23 protein-coding genes are annotated in these 25187 nt (G+C 54.9%); 15 read left to right on the forward strand and 8 right to left on the reverse strand.

What is annotated here, in order from left to right; genetic code table 11:
- Nucleotides 1-41 precede the first annotated feature (41 nt).
- From ABIK48_08005 to ABIK48_08020, 4 genes are all read right to left on the reverse strand, one after another.
- A complete protein-coding gene (locus ABIK48_08005) occupies nucleotides 42-3272 on the reverse strand; it encodes an N-6 DNA methylase (GenBank protein ID MEO0022099.1) in 3231 nt (1076 codons plus the stop codon).
- Between the two features lie 246 nt (nucleotides 3273-3518).
- Nucleotides 3519-5933, reverse strand: coding sequence for a YncE family protein (locus tag ABIK48_08010; protein MEO0022100.1), 2415 nt, complete (start codon nucleotides 5931-5933; stop codon nucleotides 3519-3521).
- Between the two features lie 87 nt (nucleotides 5934-6020).
- The gene (locus tag ABIK48_08015) at nucleotides 6021-6776 is read right to left on the reverse strand and encodes a hypothetical protein (protein ID MEO0022101.1); all 756 of its coding nucleotides are present in this window, start codon (nucleotides 6774-6776) and stop codon (nucleotides 6021-6023) included.
- Nucleotides 6773-7348: an RNA polymerase sigma factor gene (locus tag ABIK48_08020; GenBank protein ID MEO0022102.1), complete on the reverse strand. Its 576-nt coding sequence runs from the start codon at nucleotides 7346-7348 to the stop codon at nucleotides 6773-6775. Before ABIK48_08020 ends, ABIK48_08015 begins: the two co-directional genes overlap by 4 nt.
- A gap of 264 nt (nucleotides 7349-7612) precedes the next feature.
- Between ABIK48_08020 and ABIK48_08025 the strand changes: the two genes are divergently transcribed.
- The 4 genes from ABIK48_08025 to ABIK48_08040 all read left to right on the forward strand — a co-directional run bounded on the left by ABIK48_08025 (nucleotide 7613) and on the right by ABIK48_08040 (nucleotide 12356).
- Entirely contained in the window at nucleotides 7613-8290 is a 678-nt protein-coding gene (locus ABIK48_08025) for a hypothetical protein (GenBank protein ID MEO0022103.1), read from the forward strand.
- Nucleotides 8287-8781 (forward strand): hypothetical protein, encoded by a 495-nt coding sequence (locus ABIK48_08030; GenBank protein ID MEO0022104.1) that lies wholly within the window; start codon nucleotides 8287-8289, stop codon nucleotides 8779-8781. Before ABIK48_08025 ends, ABIK48_08030 begins: the two co-directional genes overlap by 4 nt.
- A 40-nt stretch (nucleotides 8782-8821) precedes the next feature.
- The gene (locus ABIK48_08035; protein MEO0022105.1) at nucleotides 8822-10135 is read left to right on the forward strand and encodes a hypothetical protein; all 1314 of its coding nucleotides are present in this window, start codon (nucleotides 8822-8824) and stop codon (nucleotides 10133-10135) included.
- A gap of 85 nt (nucleotides 10136-10220) precedes the next feature.
- Complete coding sequence (locus ABIK48_08040) at nucleotides 10221-12356, forward strand: hypothetical protein (protein MEO0022106.1); 2136 nt, start codon at nucleotides 10221-10223, stop codon at nucleotides 12354-12356.
- A gap of 56 nt (nucleotides 12357-12412) precedes the next feature.
- On the opposite strand, the gene ABIK48_08045 is transcribed toward ABIK48_08040, so the two are convergent.
- Nucleotides 12413-12907, reverse strand: coding sequence for a hypothetical protein (locus tag ABIK48_08045; protein ID MEO0022107.1), 495 nt, complete (start codon nucleotides 12905-12907; stop codon nucleotides 12413-12415).
- A 126-nt stretch (nucleotides 12908-13033) separates the two neighbouring features.
- Here ABIK48_08045 and hutI point away from each other — a divergent pair, with 126 nt between their 5' ends.
- Together hutI and ABIK48_08055 are read left to right on the forward strand one after the other, a co-directional pair.
- Nucleotides 13034-14263 carry an imidazolonepropionase gene (gene hutI / locus ABIK48_08050; protein MEO0022108.1) on the forward strand — a complete coding sequence of 410 codons (1230 nt, stop codon included), beginning with the start codon at nucleotides 13034-13036 and terminating at the stop codon, nucleotides 14261-14263.
- Nucleotides 14256-14600, forward strand: coding sequence for a VOC family protein (locus ABIK48_08055; protein MEO0022109.1), 345 nt, complete (start codon nucleotides 14256-14258; stop codon nucleotides 14598-14600). Before hutI ends, ABIK48_08055 begins: the two co-directional genes overlap by 8 nt.
- Before the next feature lie 6 nt (nucleotides 14601-14606).
- On the opposite strand, the gene ABIK48_08060 is transcribed toward ABIK48_08055, so the two are convergent.
- On the reverse strand, nucleotides 14607-14873 hold the full coding sequence (locus ABIK48_08060; protein MEO0022110.1) for a hypothetical protein: 267 nt from the start codon (nucleotides 14871-14873) through the stop codon (nucleotides 14607-14609).
- A gap of 93 nt (nucleotides 14874-14966) precedes the next feature.
- Between ABIK48_08060 and rpsR the strand changes: the two genes are divergently transcribed.
- The 9 genes from rpsR to ABIK48_08105 all read left to right on the forward strand — a co-directional run bounded on the left by rpsR (nucleotide 14967) and on the right by ABIK48_08105 (nucleotide 22878).
- Nucleotides 14967-15191: a 30S ribosomal protein S18 gene (rpsR, locus tag ABIK48_08065; GenBank protein ID MEO0022111.1), complete on the forward strand. Its 225-nt coding sequence runs from the start codon at nucleotides 14967-14969 to the stop codon at nucleotides 15189-15191.
- A complete protein-coding gene (rplI, locus tag ABIK48_08070) occupies nucleotides 15188-15637 on the forward strand; it encodes a 50S ribosomal protein L9 (protein MEO0022112.1) in 450 nt (149 codons plus the stop codon). The genes rpsR and rplI overlap by 4 nt, the downstream gene beginning before the upstream one ends.
- 52 nt (nucleotides 15638-15689) lie before the next feature.
- Nucleotides 15690-16172, forward strand: coding sequence for a bifunctional nuclease family protein (locus ABIK48_08075; GenBank protein MEO0022113.1), 483 nt, complete (start codon nucleotides 15690-15692; stop codon nucleotides 16170-16172).
- 1 nt (nucleotide 16173) lies between these two features.
- Entirely contained in the window at nucleotides 16174-17364 is a 1191-nt protein-coding gene (gene tyrS / locus ABIK48_08080; protein MEO0022114.1) for a tyrosine--tRNA ligase, read from the forward strand.
- Between the two features lie 22 nt (nucleotides 17365-17386).
- On the forward strand, nucleotides 17387-17695 hold the full coding sequence (locus tag ABIK48_08085) for a DUF3467 domain-containing protein (GenBank protein ID MEO0022115.1): 309 nt from the start codon (nucleotides 17387-17389) through the stop codon (nucleotides 17693-17695).
- 69 nt (nucleotides 17696-17764) lie between these two features.
- Nucleotides 17765-19021 (forward strand): hypothetical protein, encoded by a 1257-nt coding sequence (locus ABIK48_08090; protein ID MEO0022116.1) that lies wholly within the window; start codon nucleotides 17765-17767, stop codon nucleotides 19019-19021.
- On the forward strand, nucleotides 18975-19637 hold the full coding sequence (locus ABIK48_08095) for a site-2 protease family protein (protein MEO0022117.1): 663 nt from the start codon (nucleotides 18975-18977) through the stop codon (nucleotides 19635-19637). The genes ABIK48_08090 and ABIK48_08095 overlap by 47 nt, the downstream gene beginning before the upstream one ends.
- Nucleotides 19638-19681: 44 nt before the next feature.
- Nucleotides 19682-22219 carry a DNA translocase FtsK gene (locus ABIK48_08100; GenBank protein ID MEO0022118.1) on the forward strand — a complete coding sequence of 846 codons (2538 nt, stop codon included), beginning with the start codon at nucleotides 19682-19684 and terminating at the stop codon, nucleotides 22217-22219.
- A complete protein-coding gene (locus tag ABIK48_08105) occupies nucleotides 22216-22878 on the forward strand; it encodes a hypothetical protein (GenBank protein ID MEO0022119.1) in 663 nt (220 codons plus the stop codon). Before ABIK48_08100 ends, ABIK48_08105 begins: the two co-directional genes overlap by 4 nt.
- Here the strand turns inward: ABIK48_08105 and ABIK48_08110 are convergent.
- Nucleotides 22875-23882 (reverse strand): ROK family protein, encoded by a 1008-nt coding sequence (locus ABIK48_08110; protein MEO0022120.1) that lies wholly within the window; start codon nucleotides 23880-23882, stop codon nucleotides 22875-22877. The genes ABIK48_08105 and ABIK48_08110 overlap by 4 nt on opposite strands.
- A complete protein-coding gene (locus tag ABIK48_08115; protein ID MEO0022121.1) occupies nucleotides 23860-25014 on the reverse strand; it encodes a putative sugar nucleotidyl transferase in 1155 nt (384 codons plus the stop codon). Before ABIK48_08115 ends, ABIK48_08110 begins: the two co-directional genes overlap by 23 nt.
- Nucleotides 25015-25187 lie beyond the last annotated feature (173 nt).

Consider the following 25187-nt stretch of genomic DNA (forward strand, 5'->3'; position numbering starts at 1 on the left):
GTTCAGTATCTCGGAGTGGGTATGGTGAGTGAGCCTGAACTTTAACTGGCGCTTTTTTCTTTTATTCCAAATAGTCTTTTAACCAGTCTGTCGTTTTCTTTTTCTAACTTTTCAATTTCTTTTTCTTTGCCTTCTAATTTTAACTGATGGCATTTTTTGGAGATTTCGGAAAGTTTTTGATGAAGCGGGTTTTTTGGATCGAATTTTGGAATACCAACGTGTTCCATTACAGAAGGTGTACCAAAACCCCGACCAGCAGACGAAAAGGATTTAATAAAATCACGAACCGGATTTGAATTGATAATAGCGCAAAGATAATGGGCTTCGGGTTCGGAGTCGGTGGCAAAAAAACATGTGGTGTACAAAGGAATTAAATTTTTATAGCCAAAATGAGTCTTAATACTGGAAACCACTGAAGCGATAATATCATTGCCCATATAACCCCAAACTACTTTGTAATTTGAAATAGTTTTTTCATCGACACCAAACATCGCATAAAATGCTTTTTGCTGACGCACTCTTTTTGTAGACTTTGCATTGATGTTTAATAGATCGCTTTTAAATTTTGTAAGATATCCATATGTCCTTGGAAAATTAGTCTTCAAGACTTTTTCTTTTATCGGTTCTCCATTTTTATCATGAGTTAAGAGTATAAAAATTTCATTTTTTATTCCCCAACGTTTAATATCTGCCCCTCTTAGAGCAGGATAAATTAAATTTTTTTCAATTCTTTCTTCTATCTTGGCTATTTTTAATTTCCCTTTTTCGGGAATATTAGAAATAACAATATTACCATCTGAAAGCACCTGATTAACATTGACCCAAAATACTCCATAAGGTTTTGTCTCCACACCATATTGGGCTTTATAATTATTTTTACCTTGTAGCTTTTCAAAATCTTCTCCTTCGGCAAGATAATGTTGCCAAGCACCAACGCTTGAGCCAATTGGCTTAGCGCTATATTTTTTCTTTTGCAAAAGCGGCAAAACTTCGTCTAATAATTTATCAGTAGCAATTTTGCCCACGCCTTTTTTCTTTGTCCAAACAATGTAGGATACCGGATATTCTGTTTTTTCTCCCTTTTTAAGGATTATTGCCGCAGTTTTATTTGCTGCTCCTTCAAATGGTTGAACAGAAACTAAGTCGTGGGCTTTTAATACTTTAAGATATTTACCTTCTCCTAATTGAAATTTCCTGAATCCTTCACCAGCTCCCTTTGATTTAAAAACTTCTTGCGTTATTAAAAATCCTAATTTTGCACCATCTTTTAAGTAATAATCGGACGAGGCATAAACAAAGAGCATGGAAAAATCAGGACGACTAAATCCGTAAGTTTTTTTAAGTGGGAATAATCTATAATCTTGCCAAAGTTTTAAAGTTGCTTCCCTATACTCTTTAGAGAGAATTTCCCACAATATCCACGGCGGATTGCCGACGACAAAATCAAATTTACCGGCGACCATTGGAGCAAAAGCGTTTTTCAGAAATCTTGCCCAGATGCCATTTTTGTTTTGTTTTTCCAGTTCTAAAATTTGATTGTAAAAATTTTTAACTACTTGCTGATTGGTTGGAAATACTAATCCTTCTTTTTCAAATCTTGCCATCGCTTCATCAACCGAGTATTGATTTTTTGCCATTTCTTCAACAAGTGGCGCAGCAGTTGCCAATAAAAATCCACTGTCTCGTACCCATTCAGCAGGAATTTGAAATTTACCAACAGAAGTTGAAACTTCTAAAAATTCGCCAAAAAGATTTCCTGTAGTTCGTGTCGGCGTTAAGACTGAATCACATAAATAAACGGGAATTTCAATATGCCCACCTTTTTCCAATATCTCATTAACCAAATCTCCCATTGCAAAAAGATAATTTACTCTTGAGGCAATAACTGCTAAAGGATTTAAATCAAATCCCCAAATGTTCGCAACAATTCTTTTTGCAATTTCTAAATCCGGCATTTTTTCTTTTTCTCTTCCGTGTTTTATTGCTCGCTGAATAGCCAAAACAAGAAAAGTGCCTGAACCACAAGCCGGGTCCAAAAATCTTTTAAGCGTGTTGCCGTCGTAGCCGACTTCATTGAGTAATAATTCCGCCAGCCAATCAGGCGTGTAATACTCGCCTAAACGATGTCGAACTTCTTTCGGAACTAAATATTGATAAAGTTTTTTAAGAAGGTCGCGGGTTGAAACCGGGTCTAATGTGCTGGTTGCCGGTTCAAATTCAGAAAGAGCGCGGGCAATTTCTCGGATGGCTTCCTTTAATTCCGGCGAATCAAAAGCGGAAAGATACCAGCGGAAGAAGTCACCTTCCAAAAAATTGGTGATTCCCTTTCGGGCGTAAATTCCGCCGTTTTCTATGTCTTCAAGTTGCTGTTCAAGTTCGTCGTCGGATATATGGGCAAGTTGGGAAGCAAGAGACGAGCCAAAAGATGTTTCTCTTAAAGTCAGAAGTTCGGCGGCGATAAGTTTCATTAAAAAAGCAAAATAGGTATGGACGGAAAACAAAAGTTCCTGAAAATCAGTTTCTTTGCCTACTTTGTAAAGTTTTGAAAGCGTTTCCGCTTCTTTTTTCTGATGGCCGCCGGTAAATTGTTCGCCATAAACAATGCCAAACAACCTTTTCCACTCGTTGAAAAATGTGCGGATGTGCGTTTGGTCGCCCCAATATTTAAGAGCATTGGCAAGGGCGGAAACCATTTTTGGGGCAAGCTCGCTTTGAGGACCAAACTTTTGAGCTAAATTTTCGGCGGTAAGAGGAAACCGGGACAAAGCCCGCAGGTGGATTAAAAAAGTTCGGGCGCTTTCCGGATTGAAATCATAAGGACCGCGAATAAGGAATTTGGTTTTGTCGAGCTGTTTGCCGTTTTTATCTTGGTATTGAACAAAGAAAATCTGCTCGCCATCAAAGCCTACCCCAACTAATTGCGTGAGTTTTGTTTCTTTTGCTTCATCGGATAAGTAATTTATCAACTGCTCGTAGGCGTGGTTTATATTTTTTCTTGAAGTAAATGACCTTGGCGGCTCGTATTCAATAATAACTTGTCCATGGACTGCGTCTGATCGACCGCTATAAACTGATTTCTCGTATTTAGGAGTTGATTTAATGTTTAATTCGGTTCTTATCGGCTCTAAAAGTTTTTCAAAACCGATTCTTAAATCTTCCTCGGTTCTGGCTTCATGAAGCAGTTTTTTTGTTCCTAAAACAAGGCTGTCAGCCAACCTGAGAAGCGAATCGTGGTGAAACTCGGTGGCTTGGTTTATCTTACCCTTTTTCATATTTACCCCAATTTAAGCATTAGTGATGGTAACACAATTAAGCATCCGCACTCACGGTTTTTAATTATGAATTTAATCATCAATGAAATAATGTCAAACTCTGTGCCACTTGCCGGGGACTTTTGAGACTATCTCCGATCTCGTGGTGTATTCCGGGTAGCGGGTGTAGACATAGCGGAGGAGGGCGGCAAGGGGGAGGGCGCCGAAGCGGAGAATATCCCGGTCTCATAAGAGCGAGAGCTTCTTTTAGCGAAGACCAAGCACCCAGACACTGTTTGCCCAAGACAGGGTAAAATAGACATATCTACCATCAGGGTGGACCGCAATACCTCGGGGATAGTGGTCTACCACGATCCTTTTGACAACCGTATTGTCAAATGTCCTAATCACCGAAACAATGCCTGAGTACCACCTGTGAGTAACATAGACATAGTTACCAGTGGGTAGTGCCGCAATAGACCAAGGGTAACCTGCGACCGGGATTGTTGCCACTACCGTGTTGTCCGAAGTCCGAATCACCGAGACGGTACTGTCGGTCCAATAGTTGGCAACATAGACATACCTGCCATTGGGCAGTGCGGCAATGCCCGCAGGTTCGTTTCCGACCGGGATGGTTGCCACTACCGTGTTGTCCGTAGTTCGAATTACCGAGACATTGTCTGAGCCCTGGTTAGTAACATACACATACTCACCATTGGGCAGTGCGGCAATGCCCGCAGGTTCGTTTCCGACCGGGATGGTTGCCACTACCGTGTTGTCCGAGGTCCGAATCACCAGGACTTGACTTGGTTCACAGGTAACATAGACATACTCGCCATTGGGCAACGGTGCAATACTATGGGGAACAACTGTGAGCGGGACTGTTGCCGCTACTGTGTTATCCGAGGTTCGGATCACGAGGACATCGCAATCAAGACCTCTGCAGGCGACATACACATACTCGCCATTGGGCAGCGCTGCGATGCCCGCGGGTTCGTCTCCGAGCGGGATGGTTGCCACAACCGTGTTGTCCGAAGTCTGAATCACTGAGACATTGTCTGACCCACGGTTGGCGACATACACATACTCACCATTGGGCAGCGCTGCGATGCCCGCAGGTTCGTCTCCGACCGGGATGGTTGCCACAACCGTGTCCGGATACTTCTCAGTAATTACAATTTCATGCCTGGCAGACCAGCCCGATATAGTACCGTTTATATCTTTTGCCTGTGCCTTGACATAGTAGGTGTTTAGTGCTGCCCACCGGTGGCTCATGCTGACCGTTTCACCTGATGGGACATAAGAACTCCAATTAGATATATTCCCGTCGCCCCAGTCAAATCGGATCGCAATGTTTTCGCCTTCAAGGTCCACGGTTGAAGAGGAGAATTCATAAGAGTTACAGGTATCACCACACATAGCACCTGACGGTGTCGCCGGAGTATTCGGCGGTGCGTTTGTCGAGTGAAAGAAGGACCTTGAGTAATCGGCAAAGGTATAATCAAAGTCTGCCAATTCCCAGGAGAGGATTTTAACCTTGAATTCCAGACCTGCTGCTATACCTCCACCAACATCAAAATCAAATGGTGGATAACTGATTTCATCGTAGAGGTAGGGCTTGAGATATAAACCGGGACCAATAACACCATAGATTTTGCATGCAACACAGCCTTTAAGAAACTTTTTCAGTGTTGCTGACAGGGGTCCCGAAGGACCGGCACTAAAACTCCAGTTAACATCGCAAGTCAGAGTGTTGTCGCAGATAGGGTGCCAGGAACCGTTTGAAAACTCTGTCCCAATTGTATTGGTAGATGTTAAATTTAACTCACTGGTAATATCCTGCCGCATGGTTAAGGCCAGGTCGGCATCAAGACCACCATAAACTAAAAGCTGGAAGTCAAAAACAATGGGCACAAAGCCAATAAAGATGATAACCTCGCCTAAAGATATCGGGGGCAGTAACGGGATTTCTACTCCGTCAGACACGGATTTGATAAGGTTGGTGTTGACACCATTGAAATGTATGCCATCAGATGAGATGCCGACGAGCTTGAAGTACTTTATCCCCCCGTCAATTTGCAACTCCAGGTCAACATCAAAACCCTTGGTAAGTATAATTGTGTCAATGGACATGGAAACTGCGGGGTTGTTCTGAGGGTCCCTGATTTCAATCGAGATATCGGGTATTTTTATATTGAACAGCTCACCTTGCGGTGAAAGCTGGGGTTGTGCGGAGCGGATATGGTAGCGATATTTTTTACCATCTTTGATAAAAAAACTGTCTATTCTAACCGGAGCAAATTGCTGACCATGGGGGGAAAGCGAGAAAGTTGTGTCTATTTTGCCCCGTTCAATTGCATCTGTTAAACAGGCCTGTTCTGTGAGGACGACAAGAGTATCACCCCTTGCCGTCGTGGAGAGAACCCTCTTTAAATATCCATAACCGATTTCGCCAACAAGAATATCGCCCTTCCGGAATTCAGGTTTTGAGGCGCCGGATTGGTAGATTAAGTTCAGTGTATCACCCTTGATAATAACACCCAGGAAGTTTTGGTTTTTTTCTGGCAGTTTTACTTTATCACTTATTATTACCTCGCCCACCTTTTTCTTATGGTCGCAGTGGATTGTCAATATTGTGGTTACTGCCAGCATGACACCTATCGGGGTTAATATTTTTTTCATTTTGACTCCCCTTTTATCTGGTTGATAATCTTTTCCGGCTCTCAACCATTTGTAATTTAATCATCAGCCGATGCGATGTCAAGATTGCTACGGTTTTTTACCCGATACCCTTACCACTATCTCCGATCTCGTGGTGTATTCCGGGTAGCGGGTGTAGACATAGCGGAGGAGGGTGGCAAGGGGGAGGGCGCCGAAGCGGGCTTTGATTAGTTTGATGCCGGGTTCGAGCTGGCGGAGGCGGCGAACCGCAAGCTGGTAGAGGTGGCGGGCAAATGCCCTGCCCTGAGGGGTGAGTTCAAGCATCAGGCTGGCAGCGTCGAGCCGTTCCGCGGTGGCGATGCCGGAGTTGAGCTGAAGGAGCTGGCGGATGGTTCTGGCATCGGTTGCCAGGACCGGGGTGCCGTCCGGCTCAAGCCGGATCGCCCGCACCAGTCCGGCAGAAATCAGGAGTTCGAGGTCGGAGTAGATCTCCGGGGAGAAGGGCCCGAGTTTGTAGGGGACAAATTGATAATGCCGGGGAACAAGCCGGTCGAGTTCGAGTTCCTTTAAGGCGATGAAGAGCAGTTTGGTGATTCTGGTCATGCCGAGGAGCGGTTCGGCAAATCTGCCGGTTCTGCCCGGTGCATAGAGGAGGAGCAGGAGCAGGTCCAGTCTTGAGCCGAGCCGGACCCGTGCCGGGTTTTCCCGGAAGCGGCGGAGCCGGATAAGCAGGCGTCTTAGCGCCGGGGTCTGGAGGTGCTGGCGGGTCCGGTCAAGCAGGGTTTTTTCGTCCCAGCGGTCGAGCCGGTTTTCCAGCTGTTGCCGCCAGTGGTGGAAAAGGGAGCGGATTTCCGTCTTTTTCATCTCTGTCTCCTTTCGTACGCCTGGCGGAGCCGTGCCTCTGCCCGGCGCAGCCGCATGGTCACCGCTGACGGTTTGAGTCCGAGGATGGCGGCGATTTCACCGGGGCGCAGTTCCTCGAGGTAGTGGAGGATTAAGACGGTGCGGTCCTTTTCCGGGAGGTCGGCAAGCGCCTGACGGAGCCGGGCGATTGCCGGCGGGGTCTGGTCCGGTTCGCTGGTGGCAGCATCCTCAGGGCAGTTCTCAATCGGCACGGCTGGCGGGGTGCGGGCGATTTTCTGCTTCTGCCGGGCGATGCGGTTGAGGCAGATGCGGTAGAGCCAGGTGGAGAGGCGGGAGTCGCCGCGGAATTTTTTTATCCCCTGTGCCGCAGCGGTAAAGGTCTCAATCGCCACATCCTCGGCATCAGCGGTGTTTTCCAGCCGGGCAAGGCAGAGTCGCATGATCATCCGCCAGTAGCGGTGAAACAGTTTTTCAAATGCGCCCGGAGCGCCGTTTTGGAGCTCAATGAGCAGCTGGCGTTCCTCAGCGGGCAGTTTCTGCCCCACCGGTAAATGGTAGTGTTCACTGTTCACCGGTCAATCCCTTTCGCTCTATACAGTTAGAGTCAGATTTTCTCTTCAATTTCACCGGCAGTTTCCGGTGCCGGGTTAATGTTATTTTTTTCAATGGCTTGCGGATTTGCACCCCATGATACCCTATACCCCCGGCAGTTCCCCCGAGGGTGGGGTCGTTGCTGCGGGCAGGGTTGTGGCAAAACTTGCCAGAATTTACGGCGTAATTAAAATTTTGCCGTGTATCAGCGGTGAGCATATGAGGTGTAAGAACCGGAGGTGTGAATGAGAATTAATGTGCTCAGGGTGATACTGCTTTTTGCCCTGCTTGCCGGCTGCGACCGCTGGCAGCCGTTTGAGAAGCTCAAGGGTCCGGAGTATTTCCCGCCGCTCGGGCAGTGGATTTATCAGGTGTATGAGACGCGGGACCCGAATTTCCGCTGGTCCTACAGCCGGGTGCAGGAGCACTGGGAGCGGATGAGATATGAGAACAATTCCGGCAAGGAGGTTGAGATTGATGTGATCCAGACGCTTAACTTCTATCCGGGCTCTTCGGGCTCGTGGTATACCTATTTTTATGTTGATGCGAGCGGGGTGTATGAGTATAACGGTTTTGAGTTCTATCCGACCCTGCTTTTTCCGGTTGAGCCGGGCAAAGGCTGGGTGGTGGAGCAGGTGACATTCATAGATGCCAACGGAGTTACGACTGACACCCGGCTTGAGGCGCAGACTTCACTGGATACGGTGCGGGTTCCGGCGGGCGAGTTTGAGGCGGTGAAGGTGGAGCTGAACTTTTACGATTATACCTACTGGCTGGTTTACAAGCAGAAACAGCTCTACTGGAAGCTGGTGCGCTGGTTTGCCGAGGGTTACGGGATTGTCCGGGAGTATGATTCCTATATCCCGAAGTATAAGGATCTGGAGTCGGTGAATTTGTTTGAGGAGACCGGAGGCGGGAAATGAGAAGGGAAATGTTATTGGCTTTGGGGGTGCTGGCGTTTGTGCTCCTGCCGGCCGGGGTGAGCGCCAAGTCGCTGATGGCGATCAATTTTCAGACCGGTGTCACCCAGTCTGCCGGCTATACCTATTTCGGGTTGAGGTCGGTATTTTCCGGGATTGTCGGCGCCTCCTATGAGCGGGCGCTTGCTGCCAGCCGGTATAACAGGGGTTTGTTCACGATTGTCGTCGGTTATCAGCCGGAGCAGAGCACACTGTTCGGTTTTGTAGGAGGAGTCATTCCGGCGGGAATGAAAGCAGGGGTCTATGATCTGCCGAGCCGGGGTGCGGTCCGGCTGTTTCTGGATGTCGGCGGTAAGGTGCGGGTTTTGGGCAGTGAGCAGTTCGGGCTGTGTCTGACCGGTGAGCTGAGGTATCACCTTGACCCCGGAGTGGTGTTTGCCCCTGCCGGGCTGTCGCCCAGTATCGGAGTGCTGGCAGAGCTGGGCAGGTTGTGATCCAATTAATGGCGCTTTTGCGCAGAAAAAGGAGGTAATCATGAAGAGGGTTGTTTTAACCGGGCTGGTGCTGGCTGCAGTGTGTTCTGCCGCCAGTCTGACCTGGCTCGGCTCGCTGGGTACACCGTATGCGGAGTGTCACGGTGTTTCCACTGATGGCAGGGTTGTCGCAGGCTGGGCTGGCGTCTACGAGCCACATTATGCGTGGCGCTGGAATGCGGTGTCGGGAATGGAGACGCTGCCACCGCTTATGTCCGGCAGGAGCAGTGAGGTTTGGGGTCTGTCGGCAGATGGCAGTACGGTGGTGGGCACGGGCTTTGTTGACAACACCAGTAATTACCGCGGTTTCTGGCGCCGGGGTGATTCGCTGATCATCTTCGGCACTCTGGGCGGGAGTGTCAGCTGGGCTTATGCCGCATCCGAGGATGGTTTTGAGGTTGCGGGTTCGGCTGAGCATTCCTCAGGTTATAATCATGCCTTCCGCTGGACCGCAGACTCGGGGATGCAGGACCTCGGGGTCCTGCCCGGTGCGCTGCGCAGTGTCGGCCGGGCGATTTCGCTTGATGGCGGGGTGGTGGTCGGCTGGTCCGGTTTTGCCAATATGATTCACCATGCCTTCCGCTGGGAGAATGGCCAGATGGTGGACATTCACAACCCGGGTTTTGGTCAGAGTGAGGGAATCGGAGTGTCCGGCGACGGGCAGGTGGCGGTGGGTGCCTGGGGTGATGCCTCAATGACTCCGTGCCGGCCGTTTCGCTGGACCGCCAGCACCGGTATGTATGATCTCGGAACACTGGGCGGAGAATGGGGCGAAGCCTGGGCGGCAAATTATGACGGCTCAATTGTGGTGGGCTGGTCTGAGAGGTCTCAGGGTAACTGGGGCGCCTTCCGCTGGACTGCTCAGGGTGGGATGGAGGATTTGAATGTTACCTATGCGCAACTGCTGACTCCGGGTTCGGTTCTCCGGGATGCAATGGCGATTTCGCCTGATGGCAGGTTCATCGCCGGCAGAGGGTATAATGCGGCAACCGGCAGGGATGAGGCTTATCTTCTGGACACCGGTCCGATCGGGGTCGCGGAGCAGAAGCCAAGGATTAAAGGCAGGATTGATGGCGTCAGGATATTTTCCGGTAATCAGGCACTGATCAGGTTCCGGCTTGACCGGACCTGCCGGGTGGTGATAAAGATTTACGATTCAGGTGGCAGGCTTGTTGCCCGTCCGGTTGATGCGGTGCTGGAGCCGGGTGATTACAGTCCGGTTTTTACTTTGGAACCGGGTGGTGGTGATCTGCTGTTCTGCTGGCTGGAGCTTGGAGATGCGGTTTATCAGCAGCGGCTGATCCGGGTAAGGTAAGACACAGCTTTTCCAGCCATCTTTGACCCCGGCTTGATGCCGGGGTATAATTTATTTAAGTGTCTTTAATTAAAAAGGAGCAGGGATGAAAAAATTTCTGATTCTGGTCAGCATGCTGTTTCCGGTTTTCGGGCTGAATCTGCCTGAGCCGGGTATCCCGCCGCCGAATGCGGTTGATTTTGAGACGGTGAAAGGTCTGGCACAGCGCAAGGCGCAGGCGGAGTGGCCCGGCTGTCAAGCGGGAACGGTTGTGCCCTATGTTGATGAGCAGGGGCAGACCGTTGCCTATATGTTTCATTTCCGGACCGATGGCGGAGATTTCCCGGATTATGAGCAGGTGGTTGCCGATATTTTAAAAGAGCGGGAAGGGCTGACGGTTAATACCGATCTGACCCGGTGGCGTTCTAAATATGCCCACCTTCTGATCTCCGCCCGTTATGACCGGACCCCGATTGTCTGCTACGGCTATGGGACCAGCGAGTATTATGCGGTTGCGCCTGAGGGTCTGCGCCGGGCAAGGGCGATTCTGGGTAATGATGCCTTTCTGAGCCGGATCTACTTTGTGGCGCCGGTGGTGTTTCTGGAGTTCAGTAATCTTCAGGGTCAGCAGGTGATTTTCTCTGCTCATTTTGAGCAGAGCTGGCGCTCAAGAGCCGATTTCCAGCGTCAGGTTGCGGAGCTGAAGGCACAGGCGGGTGTTGAGGAGGCAAATCCGGTGGCGGTTGACCATTACCGTCAGGAGTGGGAGCGGGCGCTTGTCCGTGACTTCTCGCGCTGGAATGAGGTTTACATTCCGGGTGCGGAGCGGGCGCCGTTCTATGACTGGAGTTATGGCTGCACCCCGACCTCAGCGGCGATGGTGATGGGCTATATTGACCGGGTGCTGGGCTATGGCCGGCTCGTGGACTGGTTCTGGCAGCGCTGGGATATGGTGGAGGGGGAGTGGGACAAGCAGATTCCGAATGTCCAGCGGGAGTGTGCACTGCGGATGTTTACCGATACCACGAGAGGCGCGACGACGATCGGGGCGATCGCCCAGGGGCTGTATCTTGTTGCCTGGGACAATGACTATCCTTCGTTTGAGATCGTTGAGGAGCTGGGCACCAGCGGTAATGACTGGGCATGGGAGACGATTGTCCGGGAGTTTGATGCCGGTTATCCGATGGTCTGGTCGGCAATCTGGGCGATCCATTCGCTTGCCGGGTTCGGCTACCGGACTCCGGAGAAGGACCTGTTTGTCCATAACACCTGGTGGCAGCCGGCAGAGTGGTGGCACTATTCGGGAAATGAGCGCTCCCATGTGGCGGCGGTCCATCCTGCGGGCGCAGACCCGCAGTGTCTCCGGCTGCTTTATCCGCTCGGCGACACCTTTTACAACTCCTTTGGCCGGGGCGAGACGCTGCAGATCGGCGATACGGTGCGGGTCCGCTGGGACAACTCCGGGAATCCGGGCGACTGGGTGGCGATTGACATCTCGTTTGATGCGGGCAGGAGCTGGACCCGGCTGGACAGCGTGCCGGATCAGGGTTATTATGACTGGCTGATTTCGCCGGACTATCAGGCACAGGAGTCGGTCCGGCTCAGGCTGCGTCAGTATTATCAGGGCACGCTGACCGCAGCTGATGGCACCTTCGGCTGTTTCCGGCTGGTGCGCGAGCCGCTGGCGCCGAAGTATCTGGGTCCGCAGAACGGTCTGCCGGTAACCCAGCCGCCGGTGGTGCTGGTGATTGACACATTGCGCACCGATTTTGACTCCGCCCATTTTGTGCTCTGGAAAGGGACTGCGGATACGGTGCTGAATCTGACCACCACCAGCCGGCGCTGCACCATTCCGGAGGGGCTTCTGGTATACAACCAGACCTATAAATGGGTCTGCCGGGCGCATAACCGGTTCGGCTGGGGCGAGTTCGGTCCGATGTGGAGCTTCCGGGTCGGGTTCCGGCCCGGGATCGAGGAGCAGGCTGCAGCTTCCGGATTTGCAGCTGTTTTCCAGCACGCCAGTATCCGGCTGTCCAGGCAGGGGGCGGTTGAACTTTCCGGCGGTGAGTATGAAGTCTACAATGCGGTGGGTAAACTGGTGCGCCGGATTGATGCGGGTAAAGCAGGAGCGGTCTGGAATCTCACTGATGGTAACGGGGCAAAACTGGCGGCAGGGATGTATTTTATCCGGAGCGGGAAAACGGACCGGGGAGCGGTGCAGAAGCTGATAATTCTGGAGTAGCGGGTTTTAATAAAAAAGCGGGTCCATTTCGGACCCGCTTTTATTTTAAAGGCGGATTAATATTCGTCCTTTTTGCCGGTCAGCTCCTTTTCCATCAGGTCCGCGGTGGTGTAGACCGCCCGGATGACATCGGTCAGGGTGCTGGCATCAGCATCGGCTGCAATCTTGGCACAGAACCGGACCACCTTGGAGCCGTCAGAGCGCACCCAGACATCAAACGAGCCGATCTTCTTCATGTAACTCTGTTCCAGCAGTTTGTTGGCATGTCCTGCCGGCAGGTTGCCCTTGAACTTGTAGACCGGAGACCAGACCTCGCGGATTTCAAAGTCGCCGTAGGTCTCGGTGCCGGAATTGACAAACACCAGCTGGGTGCGATTCTCATCGGTGTCGAAAACCATCTTGAAGTCGTTGTCGGAGTCGATTTCATACTTGTAGCCGGCATCGTCGAGGATAGCCTTGACCCGCAGGTCCGGGTCACCAGCGGTGAGCAGACTGCCCATGCCGATTGCAAGCAGGATGCCCGCAATCATGATTACTTTATTGTATTTCATAAAACGCTCCTTATGTTATGCATTTATCTCCCGGCAACCCTGCCGGAAACTATGGCATAAATTTAAACGAGTGAGGGGTTGCTGTCAAGTTTGAATTGGGAAGCTGTTCGGGGATAATTACCGGAGGTGAATCCCGATATCCTTATCCATAACTGTTCTCAGCTGCTGACCTTTGCCGATGCAGGGCTGGGGCTGGTGGTGCGGGGTGCGGTCCGGATCCGGGCGGGAAGGATTGCCGATGTCGGAACGGACCTGACACCACAACCCGGCGAGCAGGTGCTGGATGCCCAGGGATGCGTGGTCATGCCCGGTTTTGTTGACCCGCATACCCATCTGGTCTTTGCCGGCTGGCGGGCAGAGGAGTTTGAAATGCGGCTTGCCGGCAGAAGCTACAAGGAGATTGCTGAAGCTGGGGGCGGGATTTTGAATACGGTGAAGCTGACCCGGCAGGCGGGTTTTGAGGAGCTTTACCAGAGCGCCCGATGCCGGCTTGAGGAGGCGCTTTCCTGGGGGACAACGACGCTGGAGGTCAAGTCGGGTTACGGGCTTGAGCCGGAAACGGAAATCAGGATGCTTGAGGTTGCCCGGCGGCTGGGGCAGGAGGGTCCGGTCCGGATTGTGCCGACATTTCTCGGTGCCCATGCGGTGCCGAAGGAGATAAGTAAGGAGGCATACATCCGGCAGATTGTGGAGGTGATGCTGCCCCGGGTTGCGGAGGAGAAGCTGGCGCGGTTCTGCGATGTGTTCTGCGAGAACTTTGTATTCAATGCGGAAGAGAGCCGGCAGATCCTGGAGGCGGGGAAAAGGTTCGGACTGCTGCCGACGGTGCATGCGGATGAGATTGAAAGTTCCGGCGGTGCGGAGCTGGCAGCCGAGATCGGAGCGGTCTCTGCCAGCCATCTGCTTCAGCCCTCAGAGCGGGGGCTGAGGATGATGGCGGAGCAGGGGGTGGTGGCGGTGCTGCTGCCCGGAACCTGTTTCTTTCTGCAGGAGAAGCACAGATCACCAGTAAACCGGATGCGGGAGCTCGGAATCACGATGGCGCTGGGCAGTGACTTCAATCCCGGTTCCTGCACCCTGCTGGCGCCACCACTGGTTGGCCAGTTCGGGTGTATCTATTACGGGCTGACCATTACCGAAGCATTGCGGGGCATTACCATCAATGCTGCCCGGGCGCTGAGGCTGGAGAGGGAAACCGGCAGTATTGAGCCGGGAAAATCGGCGGAGCTGGTCATTACCGATGTGCCCGATTACCGTCATTTGATTTACCGGCTGGGACACAATCCGGTGCAGCTGGTTCTGAGTCAGGGCAGGGTAGTTTACACCAGACAGAAAGGAGTTTTAAAAAATGAATAATCTTGTCCACTGGGAGATTCCGGCAACTGATCTGAAAAAATCCGCAGATTTTTACGCCCGGCTGTTCGGCTGGCGGATGGAGGAGTCGGGCAGTAATTACATCATGTTTGAGGTGGAGAACGGAATTGGCGGCGGAATTTTCCGGGTGGAAAAAATGCCGGAGCCGTGTATTGATGTCTATATCAAGGTGGCGGACATCCCCGAGACGCTGAAGCGGGTTGTGGAGCTCGGGGGCAGGGTGGAAAAGCCCAAGACCGAAATCGGCGGCGGGTTCGGATATTATGCCTTCTTCCGGGATCCGTGTGGCTGCCGGATCGGCATCTGGTCCAAGGAGTAATCGGGCTCAGTCGCCTTCGTCCGTCGCCGGCTGATAGTCAATACCCGGAACCCAGAGGTTCTGGCTTGCGGGTTTCTCTTCTGCCGGCGGTGCCGGGCGATGCAGGCGCTGATAGTAGCGGATGCCGAAGAAGACGAGCAGCGCGATAAACAGAATGAGAAAGATGGCGCTGCCGATGTTGCGGTTGCGCCGGTAGGTCCGCTGGAGCTCACCATAGTCAGGGGGTCTGATGTCCTCATCAAATTTGACCGGAGTTTCTTCCCGTTTCGCCATCGGAGTATATGATAATGGCGCAATAATTTTCTGTCAACCCCGGAAAAAGCATAAACTTGACATTGAGCACGGGTTGTTTATCCTTCACTGATGATGAACAAGCGCATGTCGAGAAGAGCCAAGACCTGTCCGTTCTGCGAGCAGGGTGTGACGCATATTGATTACAAGGACCCGAGACTCCGGGATTTTCTGACCGAGCGGGGGAAGATCGTATCGGCGCGGGTTTCCGGTGTCTGCGCCCTGCATCAGCGCCGGCTTGCCCGTGCGATCAAGATCGCCCGGAACCTGGCACTGCTGCCGTTTACTGAGCACCGATGAAGGTCATACTTTTATCCGATATTGAACGGCTGGGGAAGCGGGGTGAGGTGGTAAATGTCCGGGACGGGTTTGCCCGGAACTACCTGCTGCCCAGAAAACTGGCGCTGGTGGCGGATGAGAGTAATCTGCGCCAGCTGGAGAACATCAGGAAACAGCTCGCCAGCCGGGAGACGAAAATTACCCGACGGCTGATGGATATGGCGCAGCGGCTCGGGCTGGTGACGATCAAAGCCGGAATCAAGATGGGTGCCGAGGGCGCCTTTGGTGCGATCACCAATGCCGATATTGCCCGCCTGCTCGAGCAGGCGGGATATCAGGTGGACAAGCATGCGATTGTCCTGGAGGAGCCGATCAAGGCGCCGGGGGTTTACGATATTCCGGTGAAGCTGGGACATGAGATAACCGCCACGGTCAAGCTCTGGGTGGTGGAAGAGGCCGCGGGTTAATTTCTGTCCCTTTGCCGGAAATCGGGAGGAGGAAGTCCGCAGGGAGACAGGCATGATTGAGGTCCGGGTTGAGGCGGTACTGATTGAGCAGTCATCCAATACCCCGGTAATGCTGCTGAGGGAGGTTGGCGGTAGCCGGGTCCTGCCGGTATTTATCGGTCCGGCAGAGGCTTCAGCAATAATCTATGCCCTGGAGAAGACGCAGTTTGTCCGGCCGCTGACGCTGGATCTGATGCGCAATGTGATTACCGGGCTCAATGGCAGAGTCCGGCAGGTGGTGATCAACCGGCTTGATGATGAGACCTTTTTTGCCGAGCTGGTGCTGGAGAGCGGTGAGCAGCTGGTGGCAATTGATGCCCGGCCCTCAGATTCGGTCGGGCTGGCATTGCGGGTCGGAGCACCGATTTTTGTTGAGGATGAGGTGATGGAGCGTGCCGGACAGTGGCTTTCGGACGAGGAGGAAACCCGGCTGAAGGAACTGCGGGAGCGGATGCGGAAGGTTGAGCCCGAGGATTTCGGGAATTATCAGATCTGATATGCTGGACAAGGCGGTAATTGAGCGGTTGAAGCGGGGCGTGGAGCGGCTGGAGACCGAAGCGGAGCTGGCGGAGCGGCTGGAACGGGGCAGACCGCTGCGGGTGAAGCTGGGGATTGATGCTTCCGGTCCGGATATTCATCTCGGATTTGCGGTGGTGCTGCGCAAGCTGCGGCAGTTTCAGGAGCTGGGCCACACTGCGGTGCTGATCATCGGCGATTTCACCGGTAAGATCGGAGACCCGACCGGCCGGTCCAAGACCAGGCCCCAGCTGACCGAGGAGCAGGTGCGGGAGAATATGCAACGGTACCGGGAGCAGGTGTTCAAGATTCTGATCCCGGAGCGGTGTGAGTTCCGTTACAATTCGGAATGGCTGGACCGGCTGAATGCCACCGACATCGTCAATCTGGCTGCCCGTTATACCGTCGCCCGGCTGATTGAGCGCGAGGACTTCCGCAAGCGGCTGGATGAGGGGGTGCCGCTGTTCGTGCATGAACTGCTCTATCCGCTGTTTCAGGGGTATGATTCGGTGATGGTGCAGGCGGATGTTGAGCTGGGTGGTGCGGACCAGTACTGGAATCTGCTGGTAGGCCGGGAGCTCCAGGCGCGGTTCGGGCAGGAACCACAGGTGATCATGACCGTGCCGCTGCTGGTGGGGACTGACGGGAAGATGAAGATGTCCAAGTCCTATGGTAATTATGTCGGAATCAGTGAGCCGGCAGGAGAGATGTTCGGCAAGCTGATGTCAATCCCGGATGAGCTGATTCTGGACTACTTCCGGCTGACTACGGACAAAACCGATGCCGAGATTGGTGAATATGAGCGCCGGCTCAGGTCGGGCGAGAATCCGCGCAATATCAAGGCGGAGCTGGCAAAGGCGGTGGTAGCGATTTACCACTCACCGGCAGCAGCGGAGCAGGCGGCAGCGGAGTTTGACCGGGTCTTCCGGGAGAAACAGGCACCGGCAGAGATGCCCGAGTTCCGTATTCCGGATGCCGGAATCAATATTGTTGACCTGATTGTCCAGACCGGACTTCTGCCCTCCAAAAGCGAGGCGCGGCGCAAATTGCAGGAAGGGGCGGTTTATCTGGATGGAGTGCGGGTGAATGATCCGGCGCTGATGCTCAAGCCGCCAGCGGCGCCGGCAGTACTCAAGGTGGGTAAGCGCCGGTTTGTCCGGCTCACCGGATGAATCTTTGCGAAAGGAGGTTTGCATGATCGAGGAAAAACAGCCAGCCCAGGGACCACCGGTTCAAATTGAAATCGGGGAGAAGGAGTCGGAGGGAATCTATTCCAACTTTGTGCTGATCGCCCACTCCGCTTCGGAGTTTATCATTGACTTTGCCCGGATTCTGCCCGGTCTGCCGAAAGCCAAGGTATTTTCCCGGATTGTGATGACGCCCCAGCATGCGGCACTGCTGCACGAGGCGCTGAGTGAAAATATCCGGAAATACGAGGCACGGTTCGGCAAGATCAATATCCACGGGCAGAAGGAAGATACTGCCAAGAGTCTCGGGTTTTAGATGGTGAAAGGGGGACACCGGTAGGAGCAGTGTTGCCCGGAAACGGGCGGAATTGTGATGGAGGGAGATATGAAAATTCCGAGACGGTGTATTAAAAACCTGCCGCCAGTCTGCCAGCTGACCGCCAGTATCGTCGATGCCTGGGGTGGCAGGGCGTATCTGGTTGGCGGACTGGTGCGTGACCTTCTGCTTGATGCCGGCGCTTTGTCCGGGGGGAACCAGGACTGGGACATTGCGGTGGACCTGCGCGGCACCGGCAAGGGGCTTCTGGGTCTGCTCAAGGAGCTGCAGAATCGTACTGGTGGCAGGTATGTTTTTCATCATCAGTTTCTGACCGGCACGCTGATGCTGTCCGGAATGCGGGTGGACATCGCTCATACGCGGGAGGAAAGCTATCTCCAGCCGGCACAGCTGCCGGTGGTCCGGCCCGCGGGGATTGAAGCGGATCTGAGGCGGCGGGATTTTACGGTGAATGCGCTGGCACTGGTCCTGTCCGGTCCGGAGACAGGAACGGTAATTGACCCGACCGGCGGCGCCTCGGACCTGAAGCTCCGGCTGATCCGGATCATCCATCCGCTCAGTTTCATCGATGACCCAACCCGGATCTTCCGGGCGATCCGGTTTGCGGTCCGGTTCGGGTTTGAGATTGAGTCCGGAACTTTGCATCTGATGCGCCAGGCGATCACCGCCGGCTATCCCGCGCTCCTGACACCGGAGCGGATTCTCTATGAACTGCGCTGTATCTGCCGGGAAAGAAATGCACTGAAGATGCTGGAGGCGGTAATCCGGGAAGGGGTGCTGGCAGCGTGTTTCCCGAAAGCATCCGGTCCGGAGTTTTTTGGCGTCCCGGTCAGGCAGGTCCTTAATGAACTGGCGGCGCTCGTTCATTCCGGTGCCGGTGAGGAGTTGCTGATGACTTATCTTCTGAGCCGGTTGCCGGTTAACGAACGATTTCCGATCACCCGTGAGGAGCGGACAGCCCGCGAGGCGCTGATGAACCGCACCGCCCTGCTTGGGCGTCTGAGCCGGGTGCGCCGGCGTTCCTCAATTTATCAGCTGTTGCGGGGCGTGCCGGTGCCGGCGCTTGAGATTCTGGCGGTGCTCAGTTCGGGTCCGGTCCGGAGCCGGCTCCGGCTGTATCTTGACGAGCTGATGCATGTTCAGCCACAGCTGCAGGCAGCGGACCTGATTGCAGCCGGGGTCAGACCCGGACCGCAGATGGGCAGAATGCTCGAGCGGCTGCTGGTGGCACGGCTGGACCGGAGGGTGAAAAGCCGGGATGAGGAGCTGGCACTGGTCCACCGGCTTCAGAGCAGCAATGTTTGATATCGAGGGACTGTTTCTTTCGGTGCCGGCGATTCTCTTCGGGCTCACAATTCATGAGTTCAGTCACGGTTATGCAGCGCTGATTCTGGGCGACCCGACCGCAAGGGAGGAAGGGCGGCTGACACTGAATCCGCTCAAGCATCTCGATCCCCTCGGCACACTGCTTTTGCTTCTGCCCTGGACGCGGTTCGGCTGGGCAAAGCCGGTGCCAATCAATCCGGCAAACTTCCGCTATCCGCTGCGCGACCTGGCGATCGCTTCGCTTGCCGGTCCGCTGGCGAACTTTTTTACCGCCGGTGCTGCCGGGCTGATCTTCCGGCTCTTGGGAGTTTTCGGGGTGGGAGGCTTCTTTCTACGCCTGGCAGGTTATTTCGTGGTCTACAACCTGATTCTCGGTTTCTTCAATCTGATGCCGATTCCCCCGCTTGACGGCTCCCGACTTGTTTATTATCTTTTACCGCCGGAACTCGCTGCCCGATACGGTCAGCTGGAACGGCTGGGTTTTGTGAGCATGATTCTAATCTTTGTATTCGGACTTCCGGTCTTCCGCTATCTGCTGCTGCCGCTCGTCTGGTTCACCGCACGGATCTTTACCGGTCAGGGGCAGTGGTTCTGAGTTGAGGTGTAAGCGTATGAAAAGCCGGAAGAGGCGGGTTGTCAATGGCAAGGAGTAAAGGGAACCGGGTGCGCCGGTTTGCGCTGCAGGTGCTGGCGGTTGCTCTTGTGCTTTACACCGGGGCAATGCTGGTTACCTTTCTTTTTGGTGGTTCGACGGGCGCGCTGGGAAAACTGCTGGCAGGCTGGCTTTTCCGGCTTACCGGCGGTTTTGCCCTGCTTTTGCCGGTTCTGGCGGGTGTGGCGGTGGTGATGTGGTTTGCCCGGGTACGCTCCTGGCGCCGGTTCTGGTCGTTTGTGCTGCTGACGGCCGGGGTCTTCATCGGTGCGGTCATTCTCTCCTTTTATAGTGGCACGGGCAATCCGGCGGGCTTCCGGCTGGAGGGTCCGCTTACCGGCATTGACAACTTCGGGGGTGCTGCCGGCAGACTCACTGCCTGGCTGCTGACCGCGGTTTTCGGGCTTGGCAGCCTGATGTTCGTGGGACTGGCGTTCTACTTCGGTTTTGTGCTCTGGTTCCGCCGGATCAGGAAAAAGGATCTGGTGCTGCCGGTCCTGATTGTGATTTACGGGTTTTTCCTCGAGTTTTTTACCGCCTGGCTCGGTGCACCGGAACGGCTCGCGGGCAGATGCGGACAGGCGGTGGTGCAGGGACTGAATCTCCTTATCGGCAGCATCGGAACCCTGATGCTGCTGGTTACCGCACTCCTCATTCTTCTTGCCTTTTCCGGCTTGAGCATGCCCTTTTCCCACCGGTGGCTGAAAGTGGCAGGTTCATGGCTGGTTGAACGCCTGCGCCGGCGTCCGCGGGTGCAGGTGCCGACGCCGGAAGTCCCGGTCCAGCCGCCACCGGAGCCGGTTGTTGAGACACCGCCAGCGGAGAAAGCAGAAGTCGAGCCGGCCGTTGTGATTACCGTACCGAAACCGGCGAAGAAGCCGGTCAGGATCAACCTTGACGATTTTCAGCAGGAGTTTCTCGCCCGGCTGGATCAGCCCGGACCGCAGGACAAAATTTTCAAAGACCCGGCTGAGGCACAGGCGGAGGGCGAGCTGCTGATGAAAAAGCTCCGGGAGTTCGGGGTGGACGGCAAATTGACCGCCATCCTTTCCGGACCGCTGATCACCCGGTTTGAGCTTGAGCCGGCGCCCGGTGTCCGCTGTGGCGGGATTGAGAGTCTTGCCGATGACATTGCCCTGGCACTTTCCGCGGAGCGGGTCCGGATTCTGGCGCCGATTCCCGGCAAGAGTGCGGTCGGGGTGGAGATTCCGAACAAGAGCCGGCGCACTGTTTATCTGAAGGAGGTGCTGACCAGTGATGCCTTCCGCCAGCTCGATTCACCGCTGGGTTTTGCCCTGGGCACGACAATCACGGGTGAGCCCTATTGTGCTGATCTGCGGCAGATGCCTCATGTCCTGATCGCCGGCACCACCGGTTCGGGGAAATCGGTCTGCATCAATACGATCATCATGTCGATCATCTACCGCTCAACCCCGGAGGAGGTCCGGTTTCTGACCATCGACCCCAAGCAGCTGGAGCTGCCGATCTACAATCCGATTCCGCACCTTTTGTCCCGGACGACGATCGACCCGGAGCGGGTGGTGGATGAGCTGACCCGGATCGTGGAAATCATGGAAGCCCGCTACAGCGAGTTTGCCGAGCTCGGGGTCCGGGATATCACCAGTTTCAATGCCTGCTGTGAGGAGGTGGGCAAGAGGAAAAAGCCGTATATCGTTGTGATCATTGACGAGCTGGCGGATCTGATGCAGCGGGCACCGGCGGAGATTGAGGCGCGGATCATCCGGCTCGCCCAGATGTCAAGGGCGGTCGGGATTCATCTTGTGCTGGCAACCCAGCGGCCCTCGGTGGATGTGATCACCGGGCTGATCAAGGCGAACTTCCCGTGCCGGATTGCATTTCAGGTGGCAACCAAGGTGGACTCGCGGACGATCCTTGATGCCAACGGTGCCGAGTCGCTTCTGGGCCGGGGTGACATGCTCTTTCTGCCGCCGGGCAAGGGCGAAGCGGTCCGGCTGCACGGCTGTTTTGTCTCGGAGCGGGCGGCAAAGCAGGTGGTGGAGCTCTGGGCGGTGCGCTATCTTACCGGGCTTTTGAGCGAACTGGTGGAGGATGCAGCGGAAAAGGCACAGGCGCTGGTTGAGGCGGATGTGGTGGAGGTGCTTTATGACCCGCGGCGGGCAAGAGGCAGAAAGCTGGAGCTTTTAAGGGAGATTCTGCCGGCGGAGGTTGTTGACAATCTGCTGCAGCGGCGTTATTATGAACCGCTTGAGGAGGAGCTGGCGGCGGTGCGTGCCGAGCGCAAAAGTGATGCCGGCAATGGTAATGAATATGACGAGTACTTTGCCGAGGCGGCGCGCCAGGTGGTGATTCACCGGGAGGCATCGGTTTCGATGCTCCAGCGGCGCCTGGATGTCGGCTGGGCACGGGCGGGCAGAATCATTGACCAGCTGGAGCGTGCCGGGATTGTCGGACCGCATGCCGGTTCCAAGCCGCGCAAGGTGCTCGTGAATGATGAACAGGAGTTGGAGCAGAAGCTGAAACAGCTGTTTGGAGAGAAGCAATGATTACACCCAGACAGTACCGGAACTGGATCAAGCGGATTGTGGAGCAGATTCCGTGCGAGACCGACGAGTCGACGAAAAGTTACATCATGTCCCGATCTGAGGCAAAGCTGGTGGCGCCCAAGCCCGAGATTGTGGTTGATGACCACTGGTTCTGTGTCCGCCGTTATCATGACCCGATCTCGGATGAGCACATCCTTGAGGTTTACATCGGCAGCCAGCGCTCAGGTGAGGAGTGGATGGGCTATGACCGGATTGACCCCCGCTGGCTGGATGCCGAAGGCAGGGATCTGGACCGCTGGGAACTCACGCGGGCATACATGCGCCCAAAGTTCCGGGGCGGCAACTATTCCCAGTTCATGGTCGAGCTGGTGCTGGCGCTGTGCAAGAAGAACCGGGGTTATTCGGTGGTTGCCTATCCGCGCCATGTGGCGATGCTGGTGACCTTGATCAAGATGGGGTTCAAGACCATGGACGGCAAATACGATGCCACCCTGCGCCGGATTGTGAATGAGGGGATGCGCTTCTATGCCCGGGACCCGAACCAGCGCCGGCTTTATTATGCCCAGGAGTTCCGGCCCTTTATCATTGAGGGCAGTTTTATCATGGAGAAGCGGGTGCGCGGGGTTTCGCTCTGGGAGTTTCTCTGGCAGAAAATTTAGTTTGAGGCGGGGAAAATCTGACCCAGCCGGCTGGCACCGAGGATGCCGGCATCATCAACCAGTTTTGAGAGGACAATCCGGAATCTGCGGTTGGTGCCGTAGAGCCGGGAGTTAACCGATTTCCGGACCGCACGGAGCAGGGGTCTGCCGAGCCGGCTGATTCCGCCGCCGAGCACAATTATTTCCGGGTCAAGAATCATAAGCGCATTGTAAATTCCCAGCCCGAGCAGTCTGCCGGTCTCTTCCACGACCTGCAGGGCGAGCCGGTCGCCTCGGCGGGCGGCGATGCCGATTTCCCTCGGGGTCAGACGCCGGTAGTCGTAGTTGATCAGATCAAAAAGCAGGCTCTGCTGTTCACTGGCACCGCCAAACAGAGTCAGCTGATTCCGGCCTGATGCCAGCCGGCGCTGCTGGAGGCGGAGCAGGCGTCGACAGCGGTGAACTATTGCCTCCGCACCAACATAACGCTCCAGACAGCCGCGATTGCCGCAGGGGCAGGGGACGCCGTTCGGGAAGATTACGGTATGGCCCAGTTCGCCGGCATAATGGTTTGCTCCCAAGAGCAGCCGGCCTTCAGCAATGATGCCGGTGCCAACCCCGGTGCCGAGGGTGATCACCAGCGCATTCGCACTGCCCCGGGCAGCGCCGAAGAGCCATTCGCCGAGTGCTACCGCATTGGCATCATTGGCACAGAAGACCGGCAGCCGGGTCAGCCGGGCAAGTGTGTCTTTGACCGGCACCCATTCCCAGGCGGGAAGGTTCGGGGAGGTAAAGACAATTCCGTCCCGGTGATCAACCAGTCCGGCAATCCCGATTCCGAAACCGGCGACCGCATGCTTCTCTGCCATTGCCAGGGCGGTGCGGGCGAGCCGTTCCAGCACCGTGCCGGGTGGAGCCTGCGGGTCGGTGCGCAGCCGGCGCCGGGCAACGATTTTGCCACCCTCATCCACCAGCCCGACTTTGATATTGGTGCCGCCGATGTCAGCGCCGAGACAGAAACTCATCGGTCATGCCGAGCTCAAAAATTTTCAGCAGCAGTTTTTCATAAGCCGGGCCTGGTGCCGCATCCCGCCGTGCCATCATCCGGCGGACACAGTCCAGGATCTCCTCCCGGCGCCATCTGCCGGTTCTGCCCCAGGCGAAAGCCCCCAGCTGTTTTGGTGCGGGCCCGGGCTCAAACCAGTTGGCAAAGGTGCCCAGCACTGCACCGGTGGGAATCATGGTGCCGATTGCGGTCTTGACATGATCACCGACAAGACAGCCGAGCTTGAGCATGCCGGTGTCAATCAGGCGGCTTTTGAGCTGGAGCCGGACCGGATGGTAGTTGTTTTTCAGGTCCGAGCAGGTGGTCAGCGCACCGAGATTGACCCAGGCGCCGACATAACTGTGGCCGATAAACCCCTCATGGTGCTTGTTGACATAGCCCAGAAAGATTGAGCACTCCACCTCGCCGCCGATTTTGCACCGCGGTCCGAAGGAACAGCCGGGCCGGACCCGGGCGCCATCGATCACCGTGCCCGGTCCGACATAGCAGGGACCTTCAATCAGGGAAAGGGGCCGGACCTCGCAGCCGGCATCCAGATAAACCGGACCCTGTTCACTCAGGATGACCGCGGTGCGGTGCACCCGGGCCGAGCGGTTCTTGATCACACCGCCGGAACTGCGGGTTGAGGTGCGGAGTTCTCGGATCAGCTCAGCCGGATTGTCGCGGACGAGCTCCCAGATAAATGAATAGACCCGGGCATTAACCTCCCTTTCCGGCAGGTTGAGCTGGACCCGGCCGAGAAAGCCGGGTTTCCAGGAGCGGGGCTGACTGAGCCGGAAACCGGCGATGCGTTTTTCCACAACAAAAACCTCCTCCGGACCGCTGACCGGCAGTTTTTCCAGCAGGACCGCACTGGCGGAGATAAAGAGCACCGGCGGCACCACCGGCTGGTTGACCAGACATTCGGGATGCTGTTCCTGCACCAGTTCGGCGAGCTCATCCCGGACCCAGAGGTTGAAGGTTTCTCTTGGATAGCGGCGGCGCAGTTTCTCCAAGAGTGTCCGGCAGCCGAAAAGCAGGTCAAACACGGGCCGGAGCTGAATCAGCGGATAGAAGTTACCCCAGTTCTCATCCTCATAGACGCAGATCATAGTCAAGCATAATCTGTGGTTAAAACCTGTCAAGCAGGAGCGGTTCAGACTTTGCCGATGTTACCAGTAGCCAGTAGAAAGTCTGAGTCTGTATCCGCAGAAACAGCCCCGAAGTTTACGGGTTATAGTATAAACAGGGCATGATGCAGGTGCGGGCAGGGTAGAGGGAACTG

The organism is candidate division WOR-3 bacterium (assembly GCA_039801085.1).
Lineage (GTDB): Bacteria > Hydrothermota > Tepidihabitantia > Tepidihabitantales > Tepidihabitantaceae > JAOABP01.

Bases quoted from the DNA above. Each gene is read 5' to 3' on its own strand.
- ABIK48_08005 (MEO0022099.1), bottom strand. From the start codon at position 3,272: ATGAAAAAGGGTAAGATAAACCAAGCCACCGAGTTTCACCACGATTCG.
- ABIK48_08010 (MEO0022100.1), bottom strand. From the start codon at position 5,933: ATGAAAAAAATATTAACCCCGATAGGTGTCATGCTGGCAGTAACCACA.
- ABIK48_08015 (MEO0022101.1), bottom strand. From the start codon at position 6,776: ATGAAAAAGACGGAAATCCGCTCCCTTTTCCACCACTGGCGGCAACAG.
- ABIK48_08025 (MEO0022103.1), top strand. From the start codon at position 7,613: ATGAGAATTAATGTGCTCAGGGTGATACTGCTTTTTGCCCTGCTTGCC.
- ABIK48_08030 (MEO0022104.1), top strand. From the start codon at position 8,287: ATGAGAAGGGAAATGTTATTGGCTTTGGGGGTGCTGGCGTTTGTGCTC.
- ABIK48_08035 (MEO0022105.1), top strand. From the start codon at position 8,822: ATGAAGAGGGTTGTTTTAACCGGGCTGGTGCTGGCTGCAGTGTGTTCT.
- ABIK48_08040 (MEO0022106.1), top strand. From the start codon at position 10,221: ATGAAAAAATTTCTGATTCTGGTCAGCATGCTGTTTCCGGTTTTCGGG.
- ABIK48_08045 (MEO0022107.1), bottom strand. From the start codon at position 12,907: ATGAAATACAATAAAGTAATCATGATTGCGGGCATCCTGCTTGCAATC.
- ABIK48_08055 (MEO0022109.1), top strand. From the start codon at position 14,256: ATGAATAATCTTGTCCACTGGGAGATTCCGGCAACTGATCTGAAAAAA.
- ABIK48_08060 (MEO0022110.1), bottom strand. From the start codon at position 14,873: ATGGCGAAACGGGAAGAAACTCCGGTCAAATTTGATGAGGACATCAGA.
- rpsR (MEO0022111.1), top strand. From the start codon at position 14,967: ATGAACAAGCGCATGTCGAGAAGAGCCAAGACCTGTCCGTTCTGCGAG.
- rplI (MEO0022112.1), top strand. From the start codon at position 15,188: ATGAAGGTCATACTTTTATCCGATATTGAACGGCTGGGGAAGCGGGGT.
- ABIK48_08075 (MEO0022113.1), top strand. From the start codon at position 15,690: ATGATTGAGGTCCGGGTTGAGGCGGTACTGATTGAGCAGTCATCCAAT.
- tyrS (MEO0022114.1), top strand. From the start codon at position 16,174: ATGCTGGACAAGGCGGTAATTGAGCGGTTGAAGCGGGGCGTGGAGCGG.
- ABIK48_08085 (MEO0022115.1), top strand. From the start codon at position 17,387: ATGATCGAGGAAAAACAGCCAGCCCAGGGACCACCGGTTCAAATTGAA.
- ABIK48_08090 (MEO0022116.1), top strand. From the start codon at position 17,765: ATGAAAATTCCGAGACGGTGTATTAAAAACCTGCCGCCAGTCTGCCAG.
- ABIK48_08095 (MEO0022117.1), top strand. From the start codon at position 18,975: ATGAGGAGCTGGCACTGGTCCACCGGCTTCAGAGCAGCAATGTTTGAT.
- ABIK48_08100 (MEO0022118.1), top strand. From the start codon at position 19,682: ATGGCAAGGAGTAAAGGGAACCGGGTGCGCCGGTTTGCGCTGCAGGTG.
- ABIK48_08105 (MEO0022119.1), top strand. From the start codon at position 22,216: ATGATTACACCCAGACAGTACCGGAACTGGATCAAGCGGATTGTGGAG.
- ABIK48_08110 (MEO0022120.1), bottom strand. From the start codon at position 23,882: ATGAGTTTCTGTCTCGGCGCTGACATCGGCGGCACCAATATCAAAGTC.
- ABIK48_08115 (MEO0022121.1), bottom strand. From the start codon at position 25,014: ATGATCTGCGTCTATGAGGATGAGAACTGGGGTAACTTCTATCCGCTG.